At 69.7% G+C, this 22,815-nt stretch carries 19 protein-coding genes and 2 pseudogenes; 8 read left to right on the forward strand and 13 right to left on the reverse strand.

Features of this window, described 5'->3' with window-relative positions; all coding sequences use genetic code 11:
• Nucleotides 1-19 precede the first annotated feature (19 nt).
• From ACZ4AA_RS25175 to efeU, 5 genes and pseudogenes are all read right to left on the reverse strand, one after another.
• Nucleotides 20-1,288: a sensor histidine kinase gene (locus tag ACZ4AA_RS25175; protein ID WP_467607021.1), complete on the reverse strand. Its 1,269-nt coding sequence runs from the start codon at nucleotides 1,286-1,288 to the stop codon at nucleotides 20-22.
• Nucleotides 1,279-1,932: a response regulator transcription factor gene (locus ACZ4AA_RS25180; protein WP_467607025.1), complete on the reverse strand. Its 654-nt coding sequence runs from the start codon at nucleotides 1,930-1,932 to the stop codon at nucleotides 1,279-1,281. Before ACZ4AA_RS25180 ends, ACZ4AA_RS25175 begins: the two co-directional genes overlap by 10 nt.
• 88 nt (nucleotides 1,933-2,020) lie before the next feature.
• Nucleotides 2,021-2,902, reverse strand: coding sequence for a COG4705 family protein (locus ACZ4AA_RS25185; protein ID WP_467607278.1), 882 nt, complete (start codon nucleotides 2,900-2,902; stop codon nucleotides 2,021-2,023).
• A gap of 314 nt (nucleotides 2,903-3,216) precedes the next feature.
• Nucleotides 3,217-3,843: a hypothetical protein gene (locus ACZ4AA_RS25190; RefSeq protein ID WP_467607029.1), complete on the reverse strand. Its 627-nt coding sequence runs from the start codon at nucleotides 3,841-3,843 to the stop codon at nucleotides 3,217-3,219.
• 92 nt (nucleotides 3,844-3,935) lie between these two features.
• Nucleotides 3,936-4,653 (reverse strand): annotated as a pseudogene (gene efeU, locus ACZ4AA_RS25195) (iron uptake transporter permease EfeU); the annotation flags it as partial.
• Between the two features lie 174 nt (nucleotides 4,654-4,827).
• On the opposite strand from efeU, the gene ACZ4AA_RS25200 reads away from it, so the two are divergent.
• Nucleotides 4,828-5,070: a hypothetical protein gene (locus ACZ4AA_RS25200; protein WP_467607032.1), complete on the forward strand. Its 243-nt coding sequence runs from the start codon at nucleotides 4,828-4,830 to the stop codon at nucleotides 5,068-5,070.
• Nucleotides 5,071-5,209: 139 nt separating this feature from the next.
• Here the strand turns inward: ACZ4AA_RS25200 and ACZ4AA_RS25205 are convergent, their stop codons facing one another.
• Nucleotides 5,210-6,103 (reverse strand): SCO6745 family protein, encoded by an 894-nt coding sequence (locus ACZ4AA_RS25205; protein WP_467607035.1) that lies wholly within the window; start codon nucleotides 6,101-6,103, stop codon nucleotides 5,210-5,212.
• Between the two features lie 34 nt (nucleotides 6,104-6,137).
• Nucleotides 6,138-6,417 (reverse strand): annotated as a pseudogene (locus ACZ4AA_RS25210) (YbhB/YbcL family Raf kinase inhibitor-like protein); the annotation flags it as partial.
• 160 nt (nucleotides 6,418-6,577) lie between these two features.
• Between ACZ4AA_RS25210 and ACZ4AA_RS25215 the strand changes: the two are divergent.
• The 6 genes from ACZ4AA_RS25215 (at nucleotide 6,578) to ACZ4AA_RS25240 (ending at nucleotide 12,381) form a co-directional block, all read left to right on the forward strand.
• Entirely contained in the window at nucleotides 6,578-7,270 is a 693-nt protein-coding gene (locus ACZ4AA_RS25215; RefSeq protein WP_467607040.1) for a GntR family transcriptional regulator, read from the forward strand.
• Nucleotides 7,271-7,760: 490 nt separating this feature from the next.
• On the forward strand, nucleotides 7,761-8,075 hold the full coding sequence (locus ACZ4AA_RS25220; protein ID WP_467607043.1) for a hypothetical protein: 315 nt from the start codon (nucleotides 7,761-7,763) through the stop codon (nucleotides 8,073-8,075).
• Nucleotides 8,076-8,470: 395 nt separating this feature from the next.
• Nucleotides 8,471-9,007: a hypothetical protein gene (locus ACZ4AA_RS25225; protein WP_467607046.1), complete on the forward strand. Its 537-nt coding sequence runs from the start codon at nucleotides 8,471-8,473 to the stop codon at nucleotides 9,005-9,007.
• Complete coding sequence (locus tag ACZ4AA_RS25230; protein ID WP_467607050.1) at nucleotides 9,004-9,933, forward strand: hypothetical protein; 930 nt, start codon at nucleotides 9,004-9,006, stop codon at nucleotides 9,931-9,933. The genes ACZ4AA_RS25225 and ACZ4AA_RS25230 overlap by 4 nt, the downstream gene beginning before the upstream one ends.
• Nucleotides 9,930-11,339 (forward strand): hypothetical protein, encoded by a 1,410-nt coding sequence (locus ACZ4AA_RS25235; RefSeq protein WP_467607053.1) that lies wholly within the window; start codon nucleotides 9,930-9,932, stop codon nucleotides 11,337-11,339. The genes ACZ4AA_RS25230 and ACZ4AA_RS25235 overlap by 4 nt, the downstream gene beginning before the upstream one ends.
• A 46-nt stretch (nucleotides 11,340-11,385) precedes the next feature.
• Entirely contained in the window at nucleotides 11,386-12,381 is a 996-nt protein-coding gene (locus ACZ4AA_RS25240; RefSeq protein ID WP_467607060.1) for an RCC1 domain-containing protein, read from the forward strand.
• Between the two features lie 526 nt (nucleotides 12,382-12,907).
• Here ACZ4AA_RS25240 and ACZ4AA_RS25245 read toward each other — a convergent pair.
• On the reverse strand, nucleotides 12,908-13,264 hold the full coding sequence (locus tag ACZ4AA_RS25245; protein ID WP_467607064.1) for a hypothetical protein: 357 nt from the start codon (nucleotides 13,262-13,264) through the stop codon (nucleotides 12,908-12,910).
• 213 nt (nucleotides 13,265-13,477) lie between these two features.
• On the opposite strand from ACZ4AA_RS25245, the gene ACZ4AA_RS25250 reads away from it, so the two are divergent.
• On the forward strand, nucleotides 13,478-13,963 hold the full coding sequence (locus ACZ4AA_RS25250) for an ATP-binding protein (RefSeq protein ID WP_467607069.1): 486 nt from the start codon (nucleotides 13,478-13,480) through the stop codon (nucleotides 13,961-13,963).
• A 151-nt stretch (nucleotides 13,964-14,114) separates the two neighbouring features.
• Here the strand turns inward: ACZ4AA_RS25250 and ACZ4AA_RS25255 are convergent, their stop codons facing one another.
• The 5 genes from ACZ4AA_RS25255 to ACZ4AA_RS25275 form a co-directional block, all read right to left on the reverse strand.
• On the reverse strand, nucleotides 14,115-14,645 hold the full coding sequence (locus tag ACZ4AA_RS25255; RefSeq protein ID WP_467607072.1) for a DUF742 domain-containing protein: 531 nt from the start codon (nucleotides 14,643-14,645) through the stop codon (nucleotides 14,115-14,117).
• 415 nt (nucleotides 14,646-15,060) lie between these two features.
• Nucleotides 15,061-15,663: a sarcosine oxidase subunit gamma gene (locus ACZ4AA_RS25260; protein ID WP_467607076.1), complete on the reverse strand. Its 603-nt coding sequence runs from the start codon at nucleotides 15,661-15,663 to the stop codon at nucleotides 15,061-15,063.
• A complete protein-coding gene (locus tag ACZ4AA_RS25265; RefSeq protein WP_467607081.1) occupies nucleotides 15,656-18,898 on the reverse strand; it encodes a sarcosine oxidase subunit delta family protein in 3,243 nt (1,080 codons plus the stop codon). The genes ACZ4AA_RS25260 and ACZ4AA_RS25265 overlap by 8 nt, the downstream gene beginning before the upstream one ends.
• Nucleotides 18,899-18,909: 11 nt before the next feature.
• A complete protein-coding gene (locus tag ACZ4AA_RS25270) occupies nucleotides 18,910-20,142 on the reverse strand; it encodes a sarcosine oxidase subunit beta family protein (protein ID WP_467607086.1) in 1,233 nt (410 codons plus the stop codon).
• A 39-nt stretch (nucleotides 20,143-20,181) separates the two neighbouring features.
• Nucleotides 20,182-22,620, reverse strand: a complete 2,439-nt coding sequence (locus tag ACZ4AA_RS25275; protein ID WP_467607090.1) for a GcvT family protein — start codon at nucleotides 22,618-22,620, stop codon at nucleotides 20,182-20,184.
• Nucleotides 22,621-22,815 lie beyond the last annotated feature (195 nt).

Here is a 22,815-nt window from a genome sequence, read left to right on the forward strand (position 1 = left end):
CAACCTGCACTCAACCTGACTACGTGATCGCCTCCGGCGTGGGGAAGGTCACCTCGACGCGACCGTGACCATCGGCGATCGCGCGAACCGCGACGCCCGCGGACGCGGCGAGGCGTTTCACCACGGCCAGCCCCAGCCCGTGGCCACCGCCGCTGGTCACACCCGCTTCGAAGACCCGATCCACCTCCGCCGGCTCGAACCCCGGGCCATCGTCGAGGACGTCGATCACGGCCCCCTGCGGCTGGACGCGCCCCGTGACCCAAACGCGCGACCTCGCATGCCGCAGGCCGTTCTCCAGCAGGGGTGACAGCACGGCGACGACGAATTCCGTGGCCACGGCGACGTCGACGTCGGCTGGGACGGCGAGATCGATGGCCCGACCGGCGATCGCCTGTCGTGCCGCCGCCGTGAGATCGCAACTGGTGCCGCCATCGATCCGTGACCGGGCGGAGCCCAGAATCGTCGTGATCGCCGCGTTCAGACGGTCGGCCTCGGTCAGAACGGACTCCGGTGCCAGATGTTGACCGGAAAGCTGAGCCAATTGCGCCTCACCCCGAAGGGCCGTCAACGGGGTCCGCAATTCGTGGGCGATCTCATCGGTGAGCCGGCGCTCGTCGGCGAGCGCGTTGTCCACACGGTCGAGCAGGCGATCGAGGGTTCGTCCGAGCTCTCCGAACTCATCGCGTGGAACACCGAGGTCGAATCGGCGCCCGGGTTCGTGATGGCCCCAGTCGTCGGCGAGCGCGGCCATTTCGTGGACCACCCGCAACGCACGACCCACCACGACGTATGCGACGACACCCGCGAGAAGGATGACGATGCCGCCCAGCATGAGCGACATCGTCAGGCTGCGCTGTTCCGACGTCTCGTACGGCGTCAGGTCCACCCGCACGACCGCCATCACATGGTGGCCTTCGAGCCTGATCGGCCGGGTGTACAGCAGGTGACTGCCGACCGTGGTGGTTCGGGACCGCCCGGAACCGACCAGCGCATCGACGCGGTCGAGGACGCTGTCCGGCACGATCCCGTCGATGAGGTGCCCATCGGCATACACCCACGAGACCGTGTCCAGCGCTTCGTTGCCACCCTCGATCAGTACGACGTGGCGACCGCGTACGACCACGTTCGCCGCCACCGCCTCCGCGCGGGTGTGCGCCAGGGCGTTCGCGTCCGCGTCGGTCACCTGGCTCAGCAGCACGTGTGAGACCACCACCAGCACGGCGACCACCGCTGTTGCGATCAGGACCGCGAGCGCGACAACCCTCCCACGGAAGCCCGTCACTGCCATCGATAACCCACCCCTCGGACCGTCGCCAGACGATCGGCCACGCCCAACGCACCGAGTTTGGTCCGTAGCCGCCGGACAAAGGAGTCAAGGGTGTTGTCGCTGACCTGCGCGCCGTGCGGCCAGCCGGCGGCGACGAGGGCGTGGCGGCGCACGGCGTCGCCCTGCGAAGCGACCAGTCTGCCCAGCAACCGGAACTCGGTCGGCGTCAGGCTCTCGCTCATCGACCCGTGGATCACGACGTGCTTCGCCGGGTCGAGAATGACGCCACCCTGCGGGGTCGCCGCGGTGGTCCTGCGGAGCAGGGCGCGAACCCTCACCAGGAGCTCCGGGATGTCGAACGGTTTCGTCATGTAGTCGTCGGCTCCCGCCTCGAAGCCGCCCACCTTGTGGTGCATGCCATCCAGAGCGGTGAGCATCAGGACCGGAGCATCGACGCCGCGTGCCCGCAGCGCCAAGCAGACATCGCGGCCGTCGGCGTCCGGGAGCCCCAGATCAAGGACGATCAGGTGTGGGGTCGGCTCGAGGTTGCCCAGCAGGCCGGCCGCCGTGGGAGCGACGGCGATCCTGTGGCCGTCGTACTCAAGGGCGCGCTTGAGGACGCCACGGACAGCCGCGTCGTCCTCACACACCATGATGAAAGCCACGTGCTGCCCCTACGTTGTCCGGCCGGAGTGCATCACCAGACGCCTAGATGACTACAGCCCTGTAGACGCCACCTGGAACCTTAACCGCTCACCGGGGCGACCCCTGTACTCGATCTTGCCCAGGCCACTCTGGCCAGTGCCGACCGTCGTGCTCCGGGTCGGTCACGTCCACACGCGTCGCGGCCAGGTACACGACCAGCCCGAGTATCACCATCAAGAACAGTGCGCTGGTCACGACCGCGCCCAGCTCCAGCCCACCGTCGCCGCTCGGCCGGGAGAGGTAGTCGCCGATGGAGGCGCCGAGCGGACGGGTCAGGATGTAGACGGTCCAGAAGCTCCACACCGCGTCCAGGTCGAGCTGGAAGTGTGCCAGGCCCACGGCTGCGATGGCGAGGCCGAACAGCACCGCGGACAACCAGTGGCCCAGGTGCAGCCGCTCCGACACAAGGTCGCCGGCGACGGTGCCGAGGGCGAAGGTGAGCAGTACGGCCAGCCAGTAGAAGGACTCGCGGCCGGTCGTGTCGATGGTGTGAATCGACAGAGTGCGCTCGCGCCGGTACCAGATCGCGAACACGATCGCGAGGGCGATCACGAAGGCCGAGGAGGCCGTCTCGAGCGTGACGCCCGTGGCGCCGACGAGGTTGTCGCCGGCCAGGGTGCCGACGACGCTGACCAGGGCGACGGTAGGCCAGTACACACCCGCCCGGTACTCCGTGCTGCGGAACTGGGCGGCCAGCACGACGGCCAGCAACGCACTCATCAGCACCGACACCCCGGTCAGGCCGAGACGGGCCTTGTCGTTCAGCAGATCGGCCGCGGTGTCGCCGACCGTCGCGCAAAGGATCTTTATGGTCCAGAAAGAGACGGTGACTTCGGGCACTTTGTTCCGGCCCGGCCGACGACCGGACGGCGGAACCGCACGCGGAGTCGCCACGGGGAACCCGGACGCCTCGGAGTTCTCAAAGATCATGGTGCTCGACCGTGCCGCAGGGAACCTGAACACATCCTGACCGCCGCACGGCACCACGCACACCGCCGGACGCTTCGAAGCAGCGTGGCCCCATGAACCATGGCTCGCATCGCCGCCGCATACCGACTCTCCATCCCTCACCAGTCGACACAGGCAGCGGTACGGGCGCCCTCGCGGCTACCGGGCACACCACCCGGCTCAAGCAGCACCGGGCGGTTTCCACCCGCTATGACAAGCGCCGCTACGTCCACCTCGGCACCGCAACCGCCGCAGCCCTCACCATCCGGCTCCGCACATGATCGAGCGGACAGGTCCTAGTCGGCCTCGTCGTCCGCGGCGGCGGCGGCGTGCTGAACGAGCCGGAAGCCCCAGGGCTCCGGGAGCTTGCGTCCGGGGCGGCGGGGCAGGCCGGGGCCGCGCACCCCGGAACCGCGGGCCGGTAGCGGCCGCGCTCGCCGTGCCGTGTCCAACAGGGCCTTGAGTACGGGCGAGATCTTGACCAGCGCGCGGAGGTGGCCGACCGGGAAGCCTGCCAGTTTGGTGGCGTCGAGTTTCGTGGCGCCCTTGCTCATGGCGACGAGTAACACCCGCAGCATCGCCGACGTGGGCTGCCCGTCCTGCTTCATTCCGTGCGCGGATGCCAGCGCCGCGGACGCGTACAGGGCCGCGGCGAAGGCGGGGTCCTTGTCGATCCAGCCCTTCAGCATCGGTTCGGGTACGTCCGCCCACACCGCCGCCGCCTCGGGCCCGAGTCCCCGAGCGGTCGCCTGGAGCACGGCCCCCATGCGTACGAGGGTGGCATCGCGTTCGCTCGGAGGGCAGCCCAGCGAGGCCTGCAACGCACGCTCGACGGCGCCGCGGTCCTTCAGCCAGGCGATCACCCAACCCGGTTCCCGTGGATCCTGGTCCGCCGGGGACTCGGCCTCCCTCGGCTCGTACACCATCCCTCCCTTCGCCCTGCTCGTTCCGATAGCGCCTACCGTGCAGCCGCCTGCTTCTCACCAACTGCGTCGGCGGTCCGCCTCGGCCGTTCGGGGGCGAGGAAGAAGGCCATCACCGGGACGACGTACGCGGTCCAGACGATGGTCTGGAGGACAGTCGGATCGGCCTGGAAGTTGAACACTCCCTTGAGGACCGTGCCGTACCAGGAATCCGGAGGGATGGTCGTGGTGATGTCGAAGGCGAGGTTACGTAGGCCGGGGAGGAAGTCGGCCTCCTGTAGATCGTGGATGCCGTAGGCGCGGACGCCCGCGGCGACGACGACGAGCACCGGTCCAGCGGAAGAACTTGGCCAGATTGATCTTCAAGGCGCCCCGGTAGAAGAGCCAGCCGAGGACGACGGAGGTGGCCAGTCCGAGAAGGGCTCCGACGAGCGGGCGGATGCCGTCGTCCGTGGCCTGAACTGCCGTCCAGATGAACAGAGATGTCTCCACTCCCTCTCGTCCGACGGCGAGGAGGGAGGTGAGGACGAGGGCACCGGTACCGATGGCCAGGGCAGCGTCCAGCTTGCCGTGCAGGTCGCTCTTGAGATGGCGGGCGGTGCGCCGCATCCAGAACACCATCCAGGTGACCAGGGCCACGGACAGGACGGACAGGCTGCCGCCGAGAGCTTCCTTGGCCTGGAAGGTGAGGGTGGAGGAGCCGAACTGGAGGAGGGCGCCGAAGGCGAGCGAGAGCGCGACCGCGATGCCGACTCCGGCCCACACGGGCGGCAGTTGGCGGCGGTTGTCGGTCTTGACGAGGTAGGCGATCCCGTCAGGGCGGAGCCCAGGGACACCTGGCGTGACCGCGAACTGCCCGACTGTGCCCGGGACGGACTCAAGACCGGCAGCGACTGAAGCGGGCCACGCCTCCCGATCCCCGCCTCCGCAAGCTCGCCCTGGAAGACCCCGCCGCCACCGCGGACCTGGTCGAAAGGTTCAGCCGTGACCCCGACCGCAGTGTGCGCCGGCGAGCCCTTCGCGACCCTCACCTCACGCCGGCTTCGGTGGTCCGTCTCCTCGACGACCCCGACTGGACCATCAGAAAAGCGGCAGCGCCTGCCCACGCGCGCGCTGACCAGTCTGCTTCACGACGCCGGCACCACCCTGTCCGCAGCCGCCAACCCGGCCATCCCCGAACACGTGATGCACCACCTGCTGGACCGGCAGCCATCAGACACAGCCTGATCAGCTGAGGGGTCGCCCAGGTATTCAGGCTTAGTCCGCGATCCAGGTGCGGCTTCAGCCTATGACTCGCGGCCGGCCATGGCCGCCATATCAAAGCCGGAGCTTGGCATGGCAGTTCGGAAGTATTGCGGTTCGTGGGTTACTGCACTTCGCGGCTGTTCTGGATCCGATGAGACGGGACCGCGGTGAACGCGTTGGTGATCGGCGCGATGAGCGAGGCGAAGCGGCGGGCACCTGCGTTGCCGATCGGAGCCCACAGCGCGGCGCAGTGCTCGTCCGTCTCCCTTTCGATGCGCTCGCGTGCCGCACTGCCGGCGTCGGTGATCACGGCGTGGGAGTCGAGCCAGCCTCGCGCGACGAGGCGTGCCGTCGCCGCGCTCCACTCCTCGTCGTCCCACTGACGGGTCGTTCGCGCGAGAGCTGTCGGGAGGCGGCCGGTGGCGGTGTGCAGAACGAGGCAGTCGCACGGCCCGAGGCCGTTGTCGGCGAGCACGACGAGATGGGCGTCGCCGCGCCACTCGCGCGCCACCGTGATCTGCTGCCAGAGTGCGACGAGCGGGTCGGGGGGAAGCGGGACCGAGAGGTTCGCGGCGGCCAGCACCTTGCCGGCGTAGTCGGCACCGGCGAGGACCGGGTCGATCAGCGAGCGCGCCTCGGCGAGGTGGTCGTCCGTGAGGTGCGCGTTGACGCGCCGCATCGCCCGTCCGGCGGCCCGGAAGCGGGCGGCCTGCCACAGTTCGGGCGGCGCGGCGTCCCATACGCCCGCCATGGCCCGCACTGCCCGCGGGCTGAAGTTGTAGAAGGCCGCGAGCGTGACCTGCCACGGAACCGCGCCCATCGCGGCCGACCGGAAGGCCAGGTACGCCGGCCCTCGGTCGGTCACACCGAGCTCGGCCGCCTCCTCGGCACTCTCAGGGGCAAAGTAGATGAACAGGTGGGCGGCGCTGATGGCACGGCTGACGTCACGGACGGCGTTCAGGTCCATCGGGCAGTCGTCGGGGCGGGCGAAGCCGGGAAGATCGTCGAGGTGCATGGCGGTGATGCCTCCGGGAAGTCTGGCGGCGCTGTCATGCGGGCGTATCGGCAGTGGCGATCAATACCGCGCGCCCGAGGGCGTGACAGGCCATGGTGAAGCCGAGGACGGCGGGTGTGGCGTCGGCCGTGACGCCTGTCTAGGGGATGTTCAGGGCGTGCACCGCGATGAAGTACCGGTGCGGGGCGTGTCCGGGTGGCGGGGCGGTGCCGATGTAGCGGGTCACGCGGGCGCCGTTGGTCAACTCGTAGGCGACCGCAGGAAGTTGTGAGCCGGGTTTCGTCGCCGGCGCCGTCGGTGGCGTCGGTGACGGTGAACGAGGCCGCTTTGGCGAAGGCCGGCCAAGGGGTCGTTGGCAGGCACCTCGGTCGTTCCCTTCTGGACGAGGACGCCTTCCTCTCATTGTAGAATCGACGATAGCATCGATAATCGATTATCCAGGGGATCGTCTATCCACTCGTCTAGAATGGGCCCATGACTCAGACGGCGCGCCCCTCGATCCCGCCGGGGAAGCAGATGCTCTCGGAGCAGGTCTACACACACCTGCGGGACGCGATCATGCGCGGGGACCACTCCCCCGGTGCTCCCCTCAAGCCGCAGGATCTTGCCAAGGAGCAGGGCGTGAGCCTGGCCGTGGTGCGCGAGGCTCTGGTGCGGGTGGTCGGCGAGGGTCTCGCCGACCGGCTGCCCAACCGCGGTTTCGCCGTCCCGTCCTTCTCCGACCAGCGCTGGCAGGAGATCGCGGAAGCCCGCAGGACCATCGAACCGGTCGTTCTGCGCATGTCCATCGAGCGCGGCGATGTCGACTGGGAGGCCCGCGTGCGGGCCGCGCATCATCGCCTGGTTCGCACTCCGGCGTACGTGCCCGAGGAAGGCGAGTACTACACCGACGCCTGGGCCGAGGCGCACAGGGCCTTCCACCGCACGTTGCTGGAGGGGTGTGGCAACCGTGCGCTGCTGGAGACCTTCGACCGGTTGTGGACCGCCAGTGAGTTGGCCCGTCGCTGGTCGGCGCACCGCAACCCAGGCCGGGACGGCGCGAAGGAACACGCGATGCTCGAGGAGGCAGCGCTGGCCCGTGATGCCGACACAGCAGCCGCGGTCCTGGTCCAGCATCTCAGCCTGACCGCGGCCGCTCTGACCGACGATTCAGGTCGGACCACCTAGGGTCCCGCGCCGGAGACCGCGCACTGCGTGAAGCTCACCCAGAACACCCTTCGGCCGGACTCCCCGGGGCACAGGTCGCTACTCCTTCGCGCACGGCCGGTCGAGCACGCCTCGCGAACGGCCGACGAGCCATCCCTACAGCGCCAAGAGCGCCCCCACTCCGGGGCGTCACAGAGCCGACCGGCGATGATCTACCCGGCCCGATGGCCGGCGATGTTGCGCGGACGTCTCGCGGCTGGGAAGGGTCCGGCGTCAAGGCCGCGACCGGCAAGACGATGACCATGGTCGACGGCGGCTACCAGGGCACCGGAGACGTGCTCACGGCCGCATCTCTCCGGGTCGCCCCAAGCCCTGCCGGCTGGAGGCCCTCTGGGCACGACTGTCACTGAGTCTGCCCGGGATCGTCCCACGGTCACAGGTGGCCGCTCACGGTTGACTCGGGTCGCGAAGGTTGCCGTACCTCGCTGCCTTACCGCAGGAAGGGCTCTGCTTGGATCAGCCCATGGTTTCCCTTGGCACCCCGGACGAGACGCATCACAAAGCAGAGCTTGCGGTCTGGTTCGGCGGAGCGTCCCTGGCGTTCTGGTTCTGCTGTCCGTTCTGGATACTGGTCAGCTTCGTCGCGCTGCCTCTGGCGCTCGTTGGCCTGGTGCGGGCCTTTGTCGAGCACCGCGCATCAAAGTCGGCGCGAGCGAACGGGACGCGAGCTGTAGTGGGTGGCGCGCTGTCCCTCTTGGGGGCGGCAGCGTCGATCGCCTACATCATCTTTCTGGCCACCCATCCTGATCTTCCCGTCCAGGGGTAGCGCTGGTGGCCTGTTCGATGCGGGTCAAGGGGACGAACAGACCCACCGCTTCAGGAAAGAGGCTGAGAACGCGGGCGGTCGACCTAGGGCTTCGGCGCCTGGTCAGGCGGCCGGGAACTCGACTGTGGGACGCCCACGTCGGCTGTGGCCGACCACGGCCGGCCCGTGACGGACGCGGCCTGAGCCCTCGGCTTGGGAAGCCGAGAGCGGGGCGATGCGGCTGGTCCACCTCGGCCGGGTCAGCCGGCGGGCGCCCGGATGACTGCAATCACATGATCACGCGATGTGACCGGCGCGGCAGTGTTGATTTTTGCGATGCATTACATACCTTTGCGGCTGTTTGCCCGATATGAGAACACACGTTTGCCGTGTGTTCGGAAAGGTTCGTGCCTCGCATGACACGCATCCCCGTATCTCGCAGCATCGCGGCGCTCGTGGTGGCCCTCGCCACCACGGCCGTCCCCGCCGTCTGGACCGTTCTTCCTGCCGCCCCGGCCTTCGCCGCAGTACGTGCGGTCGACGATCCGACCGCCTCGCCCTCCCCCGACGACTCGCCCTGCCCAGGCGGCGAGGACAAGCCCTGCGCTGCCTCCTCGGAGGACCGCGGCGAGGTCGAAAGCCAGAAGGATCAGGTGGAGAAGGACGAGGCCCAGGCCAAGCAGGACATGGCCGCGGCCAAGGGCGAGGCCACCAAGTGCCCGCCCAGCTCGAAGCAGTGCATGACCGACCTCGCCGGAGACGGTCATGAACAGAAGGAGGGCATGGCCAAGGCCGAGCAGGCCCTGGAGGCCGTTCACCCCGCCCCGGAGAACAATGCGGCGACGGCCGTGACCGGCGCCTGCGACGAGTTTGCCGCCGAACTGCCCGCCGCCCTCACCTCCTCAAGCGACTCCGGCGATCTGACCCGCGTCTGCGAGCTGATGAACCCGTGAAGACCAAGAAACGCCGCGTCCTCGCCGTCAGTGTCGCAGTCGTCGTCTCGCTGACCGTCTCGGCGGCATCCGCGGCCGCCGATCCTGACTCCGGTATCACCGTGCCCGCCGCACAGGCGTACGACGGTGACAAGCCGCTGACCTCGACAAAAGCGGTGAGCGACTACTGCACGGCGCACGCGGGGGACTGCCGCTTCAAGATCGACCGCGCCGCCTCCAGCGAGTACCACACCGTTGTGAAGTCCGTAGGCAACGCGATCGTCAACTGCTCCAAGGAAGACCTCAAGGTCACCCGGCAGGTCTCTCTCCAGGTCTCCAGTTCCGACAACCTCGGCGGTGAGATCACCGGGCAGATCACGCTCGAAGGGCAGTTGGGCGCTTCGGGCTCGGTCACCGCCGGGGTCAGCGGCGAGGCCGGCGGCACCTTCAAGACGCCGGATCAGCAGAAGGGCCCCAGTGCCGAGATCACCGGGAAGGGCGGGGCCAACGGCAGCGGCACGATCGGTGGTTCGGTGGCGCTCAAGGCTGCCTTCGAGGGCGCGTTCAAGCTGTCGTACGCCAAGACCTGGACCACCCAGCAGACCGAATCCACCAGCTACGAGGTCATCGTCAAACCCGGTGACGCCCTCGTGTTCGGCGCCAGCGCCGCCATGCAGCGGGTGTCCGGCAGCATCCTCACGGGTGGCGGTCTCTCGGCGCGCAACGTATTCGTCGATGGTCCCTCCAGCGTCAACACGAGCACGTTCGTCGCCGACACCTTCACCGTCCCCGGCAACACCTGTCAGCGGCTGCGGCCCGGCAGCCAGACCGCCGTGGACAACACCATCGACACCCACACCAGGTCTGCGGCCCCGCCGGTCCTCGGGGAACTGCCCGAGGGATCCCGGCTGCTCCGGCGGGTCGAACTGAGCGGTGAGGGCTCATGACCCGCACCCCTGAGCCCCCGCAGTCCCCGCGTGCCCTGGCCCCGGAGAGGACGACAGTGAGAAGACGATCCCCCGCCCTGTGCCGTCCGGCAGTCGCCGCGATCTGCCTCGGCCTGGTAGCCCTGCCGGCCGGTCCCGCGTTCGCCGCGCGGGCTCAGCAGGAGCCGGTGGAGGTGATCAACGGCGATCTGAGCCTGCCCGCGCTCACCGGCTCTGGTAACACCGTCACCCCTACCGGCTGGTCGATCGGCTCGACGTCGGCGAACAACGGCGCCGGCACCGCCAACGGTCTCATCCGCTTCGCACCCGACACCTCCGGGCACCCGGACCAGAAAGTCGGGGTGATGCTGCGCGAGAACGGCGCCGCGTACGAGTTCAAGCAGCGGCTGCGCGGAGTGCGACCGGGCGCAAAGGTGACCGTCACCTTCGACGACAGTCCGGGCGTGGCCATGCAATGCGCCCCGCGCACGGTGGAACAGGGCCAGACCTACACGGTCCAGGGTGACGGTGGACCTGCCCAGCAGGAGCTGACCGAGCCGGACCCGGACAAGGAGTGGAACGTCTTCGGCGCCGGTGTCTGGCACACAGGACGGACGTACACCTTCACCGCCGACCAGTACGAGCCCCTGCTCACCTTCGCCTCCACGGTCCCTGTCAAGCCGAACGGCAACGCCGCGGGTACCGGCACGAACGGCGGCTACTGCGGGCCGATGATCGCCGACATCAAGGCCGTCCAGGTGCCGCCCCCGCTGGACAAGACGATCCGCACCAACGAACTCCCGCCGTCCGTCGCCTTCAAGGGCAACGACAAGCGCACCATCGCCGACGCCGTCACCGAGTGCACCAAGAACGCAGGTCAGTGTGCCTTCGCCCCCGAGGCCGACTACTCCTTCGCCTACTACGAACCCGCCAGGCAGTCGGGCGAGGGATACATCAACTGCACCCGCGCCACCATCAATCGCGATCGTCCGCTGAAGTTCTCCGCCCGTACGATCAGCGATCTGCCGAGTGCTGCCGGACTGCCGCCGGCCAACGCGAACGCCGTCGCCTCTAACATGAACGGGCAGTTCACCACGGGCACCGGCACCAGCCCTGCCTGGAGCCCGGTCGCCGAACGCACCGTCAAGGAAGTGATCAGTCCCGGTGAGGTCTCCTGGATCGAGACGCAGACCGGACGCCAGCGCACCGAGGGATGGTTCACGTCCAGTCCCACGCCCACCGACCCGAACCAGGACTGGCGCCTGTACACGGTCCTGGACTACCCCTCCCCGCAGCTCGCCGACCGCTTCTACCAGCGCACCGGCCCCCTCACCCCGGGTGAGCAGGCGCGCTGCCGCTCCAACCGCCCCTCCGCCGAGACCCCCGTCGACGCGGGCTCTCCGGCAGCCGGAGCCGACCGTGGCTGACGCGCCCCCCACGCACCCGCGTGCCGAGCGAAACGGACCCCACCCCATGCCGACGAACCGTCGACCGGGTCGGCGCCGCTGGGCGCCACCGGCCGTACTGACCGCCCTGGCTGCGGTCTGCGGACTCCTGACCCTCACCCAACCCGCCATCGCCGTCCCCCAACCACCCCTCCAACGGGCGGCGGTGACCGACTGGGAGAACCTCGCCTGGGGCGACGACACCTACGGCCAGGCCACCATCCCCGCAGCGGTACAGAAGGGGGCGAGCGCCGTCTCGGCCGGCGACTTCCACTCACTCGCCGTCAAGGACGGAGCCGTCGTCGCCTGGGGCAGCAACCTCTACCAGCAGACCGACGTGCCCACCACGCTCTCCTCCGGCGTCACCGAGGTCTCCGGCGGCTATCTGCACTCCCTCGCCCTCAAGGGCGGCGCGGTCTACGCCTGGGGCAGCGACCGGTACGACTCCACGGTCGTCCCGCCCGCCGCGAAATCCGCGGTCACCGCAATCGCCGCGGGCCGGTTCTTCTCCCTCGCGCTCAAGGACGGAGCCGTCATCGCCTGGGGTGACAACCGCTACGAGCAGACGGAACTCCCCGACGAGACCCACTCCGGCATCACCGCGATTGCCGCGGGTGCCTACCACGCCCTCGCCCTGACCGACGAGGGGAAGGTCATCGCCTGGGGCGACAACCGCAGCCAGCAGACGAACATCCCCACCCCGGTCAAGAACGGCGTCGTCACCGCCATCGCCGCCGGCAAGGACTTCTCCGTCGCCGTCGTCGGCGGCCGGGTCTACACCTGGGGGGCCAAGCAGGCCAACCCGACCGTGCCGACGCTCGCACAGTCCAAGGTCACGTCCGTGGCCGCCGGATACGGGCACATCGTCGCCCTGCGCGACGACGGCCGGGCCATCGAGTGGAAGGTGAACACCACCACCCTGAACACCGTCCCGACTGCCGCCAACACCAAGGTCCAGGCCATCGCGGCGGGCGCCTACCACTCCCTCGCCCTGCGCGGCGACCCGCCACCTACCGCCTCCTGACAACTTGGTCGGACGGCATGGAGGCAGCCGATGACCCCGCGCCCGACGGACGCGGACGATTCTCCGCCCCATGCCAGGGCGGCCCGCGCGCCAGGCAACGCCTGCATGCGGGCCGCCCACCCGATTGAATGCCTCGCTGGTCTTCAAGCACCGACATCAGCGCATGCGGATGCGCGAACTCGAACCTCGTGGGCTGGAACGAGCGGCGCAGTTCTCCGCGAACATGGCTGGCCCGTACGCACAGGGCTGATCGATTCGGCCGATCGGACATGGATCACCCCTGCTCTTCCTCACCGAGGACAACAGCGCCGGTCCGCCCACTGTCACCACGTGTGCCGGGCCGCGCACCGCCACAACACCCGGCACCTCACCCTCTGAGCCCCGGCCGGGCACCGTGCACGACAAGGGGCCCCGGCCGACCCGAACGGACCGCACACCGGGCCGCCCCCGACGCGACACCCCGGTCACAGACCGTTCGCCCGCCGTGGATAACCGGCGGGCGAAGGACGTGTCTGTGGAGGCCCGGTCAGTCCCAGTAGCCGTTGGTCCAGTACCAGTCCCAGTGGCCGGGAACGTAGATCCACTTGTAGCCGTGGTCCCAGTAGCTGTGGTGCCAGTGACCGCCGTGGTCACGGTACCCGCTGTGCCACGACATGTGATCGGTCCACTTCATCTCCCAGTGGCCCTTGACCCACTTCTTCTCCCAGTGCCCCTGGTTCCAGTGGTTCCCGCCGTGGTCTCCGTGCTGGCCGGCCACGACAGCCGGAGCAGAGGCGGGCGCCGCTGACGCGGTACTCGCCATGCCCAGTGCCGCACCGCCCGCCAGCAGACCGGTAGCCGCGGCACCGGCCATCAGGCGCTGAACGTGAGTGAGTGCTCTCATCGAGAATCCTCCTCCGTGGGAAAGGCGACCTTCCATCGCCTCGTGACTGTCATCAGGAATCCGGAGCAGCACTCACCAGATGGGTCAAATAGCGAAGAATATTAGCCAAATGAGCAATATTCATTTTGGCCAGTCTGTCGCGCCATCCGTGGGAGCTGTGGTTCCGGATCACCAACAGAGCAACCACACACCCTGCTTGAGGAGGCACCGGCCATGATCGTCGCCACAGCACCGCCGTCGCCCGCAACAGCCACGACCGCCAGTCCTGCCGCCGACCGCCGGCTGGCGCGCGATCTGCCGCATGGGCCGCACGCCCCGCAGATCGCGCGCCGCCTCACGGCCGATTGGCTGGCCGACCAGGGCGCGTCCGCCTCCTGCACGTGCGATGCGGTGCTCATCGTCTCCGAACTGGTCACCAACGCCATACGGCACACCCACCAGCCCTGCACCCTCACGCTCACCCGGCGCGGGAGCCGACTGGACATCGCGGTCGCCGACCACAGCAGAACGCCGCCGCACGCACCCACCGCACCCGGCGAGCACGGCGGCTTCGGGCTCGGCCTCATCGAGGGCCTCGGAGGAAGGATCAAGACGGTCACCGCACTTGGCGGCAAGACCGTACACGCGTCCGTGCACGTCAGTCCGCCCGGCGGCGGCACATCGCGCATGCCGCCCGCCCCAGCTCGCCGGCATGACTGAGGGGTGGATCGACATCCCGAGCCGGGTTGACCCCCTCAGGAAGTCCGTCAGTTCCAAGGCACCCGAGCCGCGACTCCGCCCCGGGTCGCATCCAGCCTGAACACTCCCGGACGGGAATCCGCCGACGCCTCACCGCTCATTGTTTGTCGCGCTAAATTCTCCGCAGCCCGCTGAGCACTCTCTCAAGCAGGGTCACCTGCGGTCTTCCCCCCTCCGCGTCGTCTCCCTGAGACTGCTGGACAGTCACAAGCCCCGACTCCGCAAGGTCCGCGACCAAAATGCGAGTGACCCCTAGCGGAAGGGAGAGAAGTGCTGAGACTTCAGCAACGGATTTGATCTCCCGGCAAAGGATACAAATGCGATACGCCTCGGGGGAAAGGGCAGGCGCGTGCCGCAGGTCCGTGGCTGTACTGATCAGCGCTTCGATGGCGAGCTGATGGCTCGGCCGAGTGCGGCCCCCCGTCATCGCGTACGGCCGAACCAGGGCGGACGGCTTCGCGCCGCGGCCCGCTAAGGCGCGGCCCTGATAGCCATTCGGTCCCACCCCCGAGTGGCGGATGCCGACGTACTTTTCTCTGTCAGATGGCGACGTCACAAGTTCCGCTTCCACTGGAGTGGCGCCTGAGGGACAAGCCCCGGGCCTTTGCTTCTCTGCACAGCACGCACCTGCGGCCCGCGACACGCGGCGGGTTCGTCCTACATGGTCCGCGGCCGCGCACGAACGCAGCAGCCGAGGGCCTGGAGCGGCGCATCAAGCCGCCTCCATGTATCCTATGCGTAATCGATTACGTCTGCCGTCACAGAATGGACTGTAGACGGAGACACCGCCGAACGACGCACCTTCGCCTACTTTCCCTCACCATTCGGGACACAGACGAAGCATGCGAGCGTGGTCCGCTGCGCCGCATACACCGCGGCCGCTCGCGAGATGACGTCGGACGAGCCAACCTGCATCCAGCAGCACGTGCAAGATTGACGGCCGCACATCCGGGTGACATCGCCGGCGACGTCACCCGGCCGCAGGTTTGACCTTCGGACCGTCACCGATTGGGGCCGGCACACAAGTGTCGGCGCCGGCGCAACCCCGTCGAGGTCGCTCAGACGTACTCCGTCGCCGCGTCCAGCAACCAGTCCGCCAGATAGCCGGCGAAGGACGAACGGACCAGTACCCAGAATCCGGCCCGGGGTTCGTCCCGAGAGACCAGGACGACCTGCGTGCGGCCCAGCGTCGTCTGGGCGCAGCGGCCGGAGCCGAAGGCCCTCGGATGCAGATCGAGCGCGCAGCCGTGCGCCAGCAGATCGTGGGCGCGGGGCCCCGTCACGAGGAGGGTGGTGCGCTGGGCGGAGACGTCGGTGACGGAGACGGGCTCGTCTCCCGCCGCCTCCCGGATCCGGCTCTCCAGGTCCCGTTCACTGTCGGGCGGGCCGATCAGCAGCCATTCGTCCGGGCCGAGCCACAGCACGGCCAACTCCGCGGCGCGTACGACGGTGTTGGGTTCGAGGGGCAGTTGCAGGCCCAGCGCGAGCCCGACGGCGTCCGCCGCCGCTCCCTTGGCGTCGAGGCGCATGTTGATCTGGGCCAGGAAGGGCAGTTCGGCCAGCCGGATCGCGCCGCCTGACGTGCGGGTCACGGCGGCCAGGCGGTCCGCGACCTGGGACAAGGGGCTGCGGCGCGGGGTGGTCGGAGCGGTGTCAGCCATCGCGACGGGCTCCCTCGGGGTCGTAGAGGACGGGGCTCGCGACGGTCACCGGGACCAGCCGGTCGCCGACGGGGGCGTACAGCCGCTCGCCGATACGGTCCCGGCCGCCCTTGATCAGGGCGAGTGCGAAGGTCCGGCCGAGGGCGGCACTGCGGTAGCTGGAGGTGACGTGGCCGAGCATCGGGACGGGCGGCGCGGGCAGCTCGCCGTCGGCGACCAGGTGGGTGCCTTCGGGGAGGAAGGTGCCCGGGTCCTCGGGGAGAAGGCCGACCAGGTGCTTGCGGTCGGGGCGGATGCTGTCGGCTCGGGCGTAGGAGCGCTTGCCGATGAAGTCGGGCTTCTTCTTCGACACCACCCAGTTCATGCCGAGGTCCTGCGGCGTGACGGTGCCGTCGGTGTCCTGGCCGATGATGGGGTAGCCCTTCTCCGCGCGCAGGACGTGCATGGTCTCGGTGCCGTACGGGGTGATGCCGTACGGGGAACCCGCCTCACGCAGCGCCTGCCACAGGGTGAGTGCTTCCCAGGGGGACACGTTGATCTCGTAGGCGAGTTCGCCGGAGAAGCTGATCCGGCACACCCTGGCCCCGATGCCCGCGACGGTCGTCTCCCGCCATGCCATGAATGGGAAGTCGTCCTTGCCCACGGCCAGTTGGGGTGCCAGCGCGCCGAGTACGTCGCGGGAGCGTGGGCCGACGAGGGCGACGGTGGCCCACTGTTCGGTCACGGACGTGCAGTGGACCTTCAGGCCGGGCCACTCGGTCTGGTGCCATTCCTCCATCCAGTCCAGTACGGCGGCCGCGTTGCCGGTCGTGGTGGTGACCAGGAAGCGATCCTGGGCGAGGCGGATGACGGTGCCGTCGTCGAAGACCATGCCGTCCGGGCGGCACATGACGCCGTAGCGGATCATGCCGACCTTCAGGGTGCTCATCATGTTGGTGTAGAGCCGGTCGAGGAAGACACCGGCGTCGGGGCCCTGTACGTCGATCTTGCCGAGCGTGGAGGCGTCCATGAAGGCGACGCCGTCGCGGGCGGCGGTGCACTCGCGCAGGACCGCGGCTTCCCTGTCCTCGCCGTCCCGCGGGTAGTACCAGGGGCGCTTCCACTGGCCGACGTTCTCGAAGAGGGCGCCGTGCGCGACATGCCACTCGTGGAGGGCGGTCGTGCGGACCGGGTCGCTCAGGGCGCCGCGGTCGCGGCCGGCGAGCGCCGCGAAGGAGACCGGCGTGTACGGCGGCCGGAACGTGGTCGTGCCGAGCGCGGAGACGTCCACGCCGAGCAGTTCGGCGACGACGCCGCCGGCCAGCACCCCGGAGGTCTTGCCCTGGTCGTTGGCGGTGCCCGCCGTCGTGTAGCGCTTGGTGTGCTCGACCGAGCGCAGACCGGCGCCGGTCGCCCGGGCCAGGTCGTCGATGGTGACGTCGCGTTGGAGGTCGACGAAGCGGGGGGCGTCCGAAGCACCGGGGACGATGTACACGTGCATCGCCGGTGTCCGCCGCGGCCGCGCGGCCACCGCGGGAAGGCGGGGCGCCTGCGGGGTGTAGCCCTCGGCCTCGATCGCGCGGGCACCGGCGGCGGCGCCCTGGGCCAGGACCTCGGCCGGATCCAGGACGCCGCTCACGCTGCCCGCGACCTCGACCGCCTGACGGCAGGTGTCCGGCACGAAGGAGCCCAGTTCCTCGTCGTACCGCAGCGTGCCGCCCGACTGGCTGAACAGGTGAGCCACCGGGTTCCAGCCGCCGGAGACCAGCAGCAGGTCGGCCGTGAACTCCCGCTGTCCCCCGGAGCCGCCGTACGGGGCGACGGTCACCGAGGTGAGCCGGGCGTCGCCCTCGGTGCCGGTGACGGCGTGCCCGGCCATCACCTCGATACCCGCCTGCCGGGCGCGGTCCGCCCACTCTCCCGGTGCGGGGCGGGTGTCGACGATCGCCGCGATGTCCACGCCCGCCGCGCTGAGGTCCAGCGCCGCCGCGTAGGCACTGTCATTGGTGGTGAGGACGACCGCGTGGCGGCCGGGCAGCACACCGTGGCGGTTGACGTAGGTGCGGGCCGAGGCGGCGAGCATCACGCCGGGGCGGTCGTTGTCCGCGAATGCCAGCGAGCGCTCGTGGGCGCCGGTGGCCAGGACGACGCGACGGGCCCGGATGCGCCAGACGCGCTCGCGGGAGACGTGCTCGGGGGCGTCGGCGCCGAGGTGGTGGGTACGACGTTCGACGGCCAGGAGGTGGTTGTCGTCGTAGTAGCCGAAGACGGTGGTACGGCGCAGGACGCGCACCTCGGGGGCGTTGTCGAGCTGCCCGGTGACGTCCGCCACCCAGTCGAGGTGTTCGGCCGTGCCCAGGAGGCTGCCGCCCGGCTCCGGTCGGTCGTCGGCGAGGACGACACGGGCTCCGCTGCGGGCGGCGGCGGCCGCCGCGGCGAGGCCGGCCGGTCCCGCGCCGACGACCAGCAGGTCGCAGTGGGCGTGTACGGCGTCGTAGCGGGCCGGGTCCGGTTCGCCGGCGAGGCGGCCCTGGCCGGAAAGGCTGCTCGCGACCAGGCCGTCGTAGAGCTCGACGGTGGTCGCGGGGAGCATCGGCTCGGGGAAGGGCGCCTCGATCTGGACGACCGCGTTGGGCTCCTCCACGCCGGCCGAGAAGATGCCTCGGGGGCGGCCGAGCCTGATGCTGGTGCCGGCCTTGATGACACCGTTGGCGAGGAGGGCGGAGGCGAGGGTGTCGCCTCGGTAGCCCTGGTAGTCGGTGCCGTCGAAGGTGAAGGTGAGGGGGGCTTCGCGGTCTATTCGGCCGCGGGTGGGGTGGCGGAACGGCCGGCCCGCGGCGGAGCCGCCGGTCGACGCCCCGCTCCCTGCGCCCCCGCCCGTCGCTTCCCGAAGGGGCTCCACCCCCTGGACCCCCGTCGCCCCCGAAGGAGCCCGGTCCGCGAACTCCCCCGGACAGGCTGAGTGCGCCGGGCGCGGCACGAGTCCTGCCGGGCGTTCCTCCCCCGCCCGGTAAACCGTCAGGATCTCGTTCGTGGCCGTGTCCCGTACCGCGTTGAACCACCTGCGGCAGCCCGCCGCGTGACTCCAGCGCTCGGCGAAGGGCCCCTTCGGGTTGTCGCGGAAGAACAGGTAGCGGGCCCACTCCTGGTCGGTGAGGGCCGACGGGTCCTCGGGGTACGGCACGTGGGCCTGGCCGCCGTAGTGGAACTCGGCCTCGTCGCGGGGCCCGCACCACGGGCAGGGGATGAGCAGCATGGTCGGGCTCCCTAGTGGGCCACCGCGGCGGCGCCGTGCTCGTCGACGAGCGCGCCGGTGGTGAAACGGTCGAGCGAGAAGGGGGCGTTGAGGGCGTGCGGGGTGTCGTGGGCGATGGTGTGGGCGTAGACCCAGCCGACGCCCGGCGTGGCCTTGAAACCACCCGTGCCCCAGCCGCAGTTGAGGTACAGCTGGTCGACGGGGCTGAGCCCGATGATCGGCGAGGCGTCGGGGCTGACGTCCACGATGCCGCCCCAGGTGCGCAGCACATGGGCACGGGCGAAGACGGGGAAGAGCTCCAGGGCCGCGGCCATCTGTTCTTCGATGATGTGGAAGGCACCGCGCTGGGTGTAGGAGTTGTACGCGTCGATGCCCGCGCCCATCACCAGTTCGCCCTTGTGCGCCTGGCTGACGTACACGTGGACCGCGTTGGACATGACGACCGTCGGGTGCACCGGCTCCAGCAGCTCCGACACGAGCGCCTGCAACGGATGGCTCTGGATGGGGAGTTCGATGCCGGCCATGGCGGCCAGGACCGAGGTGTGGCCGGCCGAGCAGAGTGCCACCTTGCCCGCCGCGATGGGCCCGAGGTTCGTCCGGACGCCGACCACCCGGTTGCCGACGACGTCCAGGCCGGTGACCTCGCAGTTCTGGATGATGTCGATGCCGGCGGCGTCCGCCGAGCGGGCCAGGCCCCATGCCACGTAGTCGTGCTTGGCGATGCCGGCGCGCGGCTGGTAGGTGGCGCCCAGGACCGGATAGCGCACGTCCGGCGCGATGTTGACGATCGGGCAGAGTTCCTTGACGCCGTCCGCGTCGAGCCACTCCGCGTCCACGCCGTTGAGGCGGTTCGCCTCAACGCGGCGCACGCTGTCGCGGACGTCCTGGAGGCTGTGGGCGAGGTTCAGCACACCGCGCTGGGAGAAGAGGATCGGGTAGTCGAGCTCCTCCCCGAGTCCTTCCCACAGCTTGAGCGCGTGCTCGTAGATGCCGGCGCTCTCGTCCCACAGGTAGTTGGAGCGGATGATCGTGGTGTTGCGGGCCATGTTGCCGCCCGCCAGCCAGCCCTTCTCCAGCACGGCGACGTCGGTGATGCCGTGGTTCTTCGCCAGGTAGTGGGCGGTGGCGAGGCCGTGGCCGCCGCCGCCCACGATCACCACGTCGTACGAACGCTTCGGCTCGGGTGTGCGCCAGAGGAAGTCCGGGTGGTCCGGGAGGTCGGCGCCTGGGCTATGGGGGCTCATCGGACGTCTCCGGCTTCTGAAGGTCGTAATTTCTGGGCACTATCCACGGAGACGCGACATGCTCGGGTCGAACAGGGGCTCCTCGGCGACGACCGCTTCGACGCGGCGGTCGAAGTACCCGATGTGCACGGTGGTGCCGGGGGTGGCGAGTTCCGCCGGGAGCCAGGCGTAGGCGATGCCCTTGCCGATGGTGTGGCCGTAGGCGGCGCTGGTGACGTAGCCGACGGCGCGGTCACCCTCGTACACCGGCTCCTTGCCCATGACGACGGACCGCGGGTCGTCGATGGTGAGGCAGGTCAGCCTGCGTCGTACGTCGTTCCGACGGCGTTCAAGGGCCGCCCTGCCGATGAAGTCGCCCTTGTCGAGCTTGACGGCGAAGCCGACGCCGGCCTCGTAGGGGTCGTGCTCGTAGGTCATGTCGGTGCCGAAGGAGCGGTAGCCCTTCTCCAGGCGGAGGCTGTTGAAGGCGCCGCGCCCCGCGACGACGCCCCCCAGCGGCTTGACCGCCCGCCACAGGGTGTCCCACAGCTTCTGGCCCAGGTCGGCGGTGGTGTACAGCTCCCAGCCGAGCTCACCGACGTACGACAGGCGCATCGCGGTGACGGGGACGGAGCCGATGTGGGCTCGCTTGGCGCGGAAGTACTTCAGGCCGTCGTCGGAGAAGTCCGTGTCGGTGAGCGGCTGGAGGGCCTCGCGGGCGAGCGGGCCCCACAGGCCGATGCAGCAGGTGCCCGGGGTGATGTCACGGACCTGGACCGTGCCCTCTGCGGGGAGGTGGCGGGTGAACCAGTCGAGGTCCAGGTTGCCGTTGGCGCCGACCTGGAAGAGGTCGCGGGCCAGCCGGGCGACGGTGACATCGCTGCGGATGCCGCCGTCCTGATCCAGCAGGAGGGTGTACGTGACGGAGCCGACGGACTTGTCGATCCTGCCGGTGGACAGCCCCTCCAGGAAGGCGGCGGCACCGGGGCCGGCGACCTCGAGGCGCTTGAGTGCCGTCATGTCGTACATCGCGACGGTCTCGCGGGTGGACTGTGCCTCGGCGCCGACGATCGGGGACCAGTAGCGCGCCGCCCAGTCGTTCGGGGTAGGGATGGAACGGCCTTCCAGCAGGCCCGCGTTGGCCTCGTACCACTGGGGGCGCTCCCAGCCGTTCGCCTCCAGGAAGAAGGCGCCGAGTTCCCGCTGGCGGGCGTGGAAGGGGCTCGTGCGGATCGGGCGCGGGTCCCCCGACGGCTGAAGGGGGTGCAGGATGTCGTAGACCTCGACGAAGTTCCGGCAGCCGCGGGCCAGGACGTACTCGGGGGCGAGCTGGTGTGGTTCGAAGCGGTTGACGTCGCACTCGTGCAGGTCGAAGGACGAGCAGTGGCCGTCGACCAGCCATTCGGCCATGGCCCGGCCGACGCCGGCGGAGTGGGTGACCCAGACGGCCTCGGCGACCCAGAAGCCCTTGACGTCCGGGGACTCTCCGAGGAGCGGCTGTCCGTCGGTGGTGAAGGAGAACAGGCCGTTGATGCCCTCCTCGACCTTGGCCTCGCGCGTCGCGGGGAGCAGGGACCGGGTCTCGCTCCAGGCGTCCTCGAAGTCGTCCTCGGTGAACTTCAGGACGGAGGGCATCGCGTCGGCCTCGTCCACGGAGAGGATGTCGTCGGCGGAGACGGGCATCGGGCGGTGGCCGTAGTAGCCGATGCCGATGCGGTCGAAGCGGTCGCGGTAGTAGAGGTCGGCGTCCTGGTGGCGCAGGATGGGGTGCACGGCCTCCTCGGTCTGGCCCGCGAGCGCCGGTACCGGGCCGGTCCAGGCGAGTTGGTGGCCGAGCGGGGTGAGCGGGAGGTTCATGCCGGCCATGCGGGCGATCCTCGGGCCCCAGATGCCGGCGCAGCAGACGACGATGTCGGCGGGGATCTCGCCCTGGTCGGTTCGAACGCCGGTGACGCGGCCCTCGCTCCGCCGGACGTCGAGGACCTCGTGGCGGGCCAGGAAGCGTACGCCGCGCTCGGTGGCCCGGCGGATCTGCGCCTCGACGGCGAGGACGGCCTTGGCCAGGCCGTCGGTGGGTACGAGGAGGCCGCCGAGGATCTTGTCCGGGTCGATGAGCGGGTGCTGTTCGACGCACTCCTCGGGGCTCAGCAGCCGGGCCTCGATGCCCCAGGCGGTGATCCAGCCGTGGCGGCGGTGCAGTTCGGCGACGCGCTCGGGGGTGGTCGCCACTTCGAGGCCGCCGACCTGGAGGAAGCAGGGCTCGCCGTCGACGTCGAGGGAACAGAACTTCTCGACCGTGTAGCGGGCCAACTCGGTCATGGTCTTCGAGGAGTTCGTCTGGAAGACCAGGCCCGGCGCGTGTGAGGTGGAGCCTCCCGTGGCCGGCAGCGGGCCCTGGTCGACCACGGTCACCTCGGTCCAGCCGCGCGCGGAGATCTCGTCGGCGAGGGCCGCTCCCACGACGCCCGCTCCGATGATCACCACTCGGGGTCCCGCCATCGCCGCACCTCCGAAGTCCACATCGTGAGTTGCTGTCTGCGCAACGTAGTTCAGGTTGCGCAACTCAATGTGCCCGTCGCGGGGAGGGGGTGTCAAGAGGTCCGTGACCGTCGGAAAGCAGGCCGGGAACGGCCCGGAACACGGCAATGCCCGGCGGGCGGCGCGCACTTGCACGCACCGCCCGCCGGGCATCTC

It is taken from the genome of Streptomyces sp. NPDC024698 (assembly GCF_055559015.1).

What these genes read in the sequence shown, in the direction of transcription:
- ACZ4AA_RS25175 (WP_467607021.1), bottom strand. Translation starts at nt 1,288, where the DNA reads ATGGCAGTGACGGGCTTCCGTGGGAGGGTTGTCGCGCTCGCGGTCCTG.
- ACZ4AA_RS25185 (WP_467607278.1), bottom strand. Translation starts at nt 2,902, where the DNA reads ATGATCTTTGAGAACTCCGAGGCGTCCGGGTTCCCCGTGGCGACTCCG.
- ACZ4AA_RS25205 (WP_467607035.1), bottom strand. Translation starts at nt 6,103, where the DNA reads ATGCACCTCGACGATCTTCCCGGCTTCGCCCGCCCCGACGACTGCCCG.
- ACZ4AA_RS25215 (WP_467607040.1), top strand. Translation starts at nt 6,578, where the DNA reads ATGACTCAGACGGCGCGCCCCTCGATCCCGCCGGGGAAGCAGATGCTC.
- ACZ4AA_RS25225 (WP_467607046.1), top strand. Translation starts at nt 8,471, where the DNA reads ATGACACGCATCCCCGTATCTCGCAGCATCGCGGCGCTCGTGGTGGCC.
- ACZ4AA_RS25235 (WP_467607053.1), top strand. Translation starts at nt 9,930, where the DNA reads ATGACCCGCACCCCTGAGCCCCCGCAGTCCCCGCGTGCCCTGGCCCCG.
- ACZ4AA_RS25240 (WP_467607060.1), top strand. Translation starts at nt 11,386, where the DNA reads ATGCCGACGAACCGTCGACCGGGTCGGCGCCGCTGGGCGCCACCGGCC.
- ACZ4AA_RS25245 (WP_467607064.1), bottom strand. Translation starts at nt 13,264, where the DNA reads ATGAGAGCACTCACTCACGTTCAGCGCCTGATGGCCGGTGCCGCGGCT.
- ACZ4AA_RS25250 (WP_467607069.1), top strand. Translation starts at nt 13,478, where the DNA reads ATGATCGTCGCCACAGCACCGCCGTCGCCCGCAACAGCCACGACCGCC.
- ACZ4AA_RS25260 (WP_467607076.1), bottom strand. Translation starts at nt 15,663, where the DNA reads ATGGCTGACACCGCTCCGACCACCCCGCGCCGCAGCCCCTTGTCCCAG.
- ACZ4AA_RS25265 (WP_467607081.1), bottom strand. Translation starts at nt 18,898, where the DNA reads ATGCTGCTCATCCCCTGCCCGTGGTGCGGGCCCCGCGACGAGGCCGAG.
- ACZ4AA_RS25270 (WP_467607086.1), bottom strand. Translation starts at nt 20,142, where the DNA reads ATGAGCCCCCATAGCCCAGGCGCCGACCTCCCGGACCACCCGGACTTC.
- ACZ4AA_RS25275 (WP_467607090.1), bottom strand. Translation starts at nt 22,620, where the DNA reads ATGGCGGGACCCCGAGTGGTGATCATCGGAGCGGGCGTCGTGGGAGCG.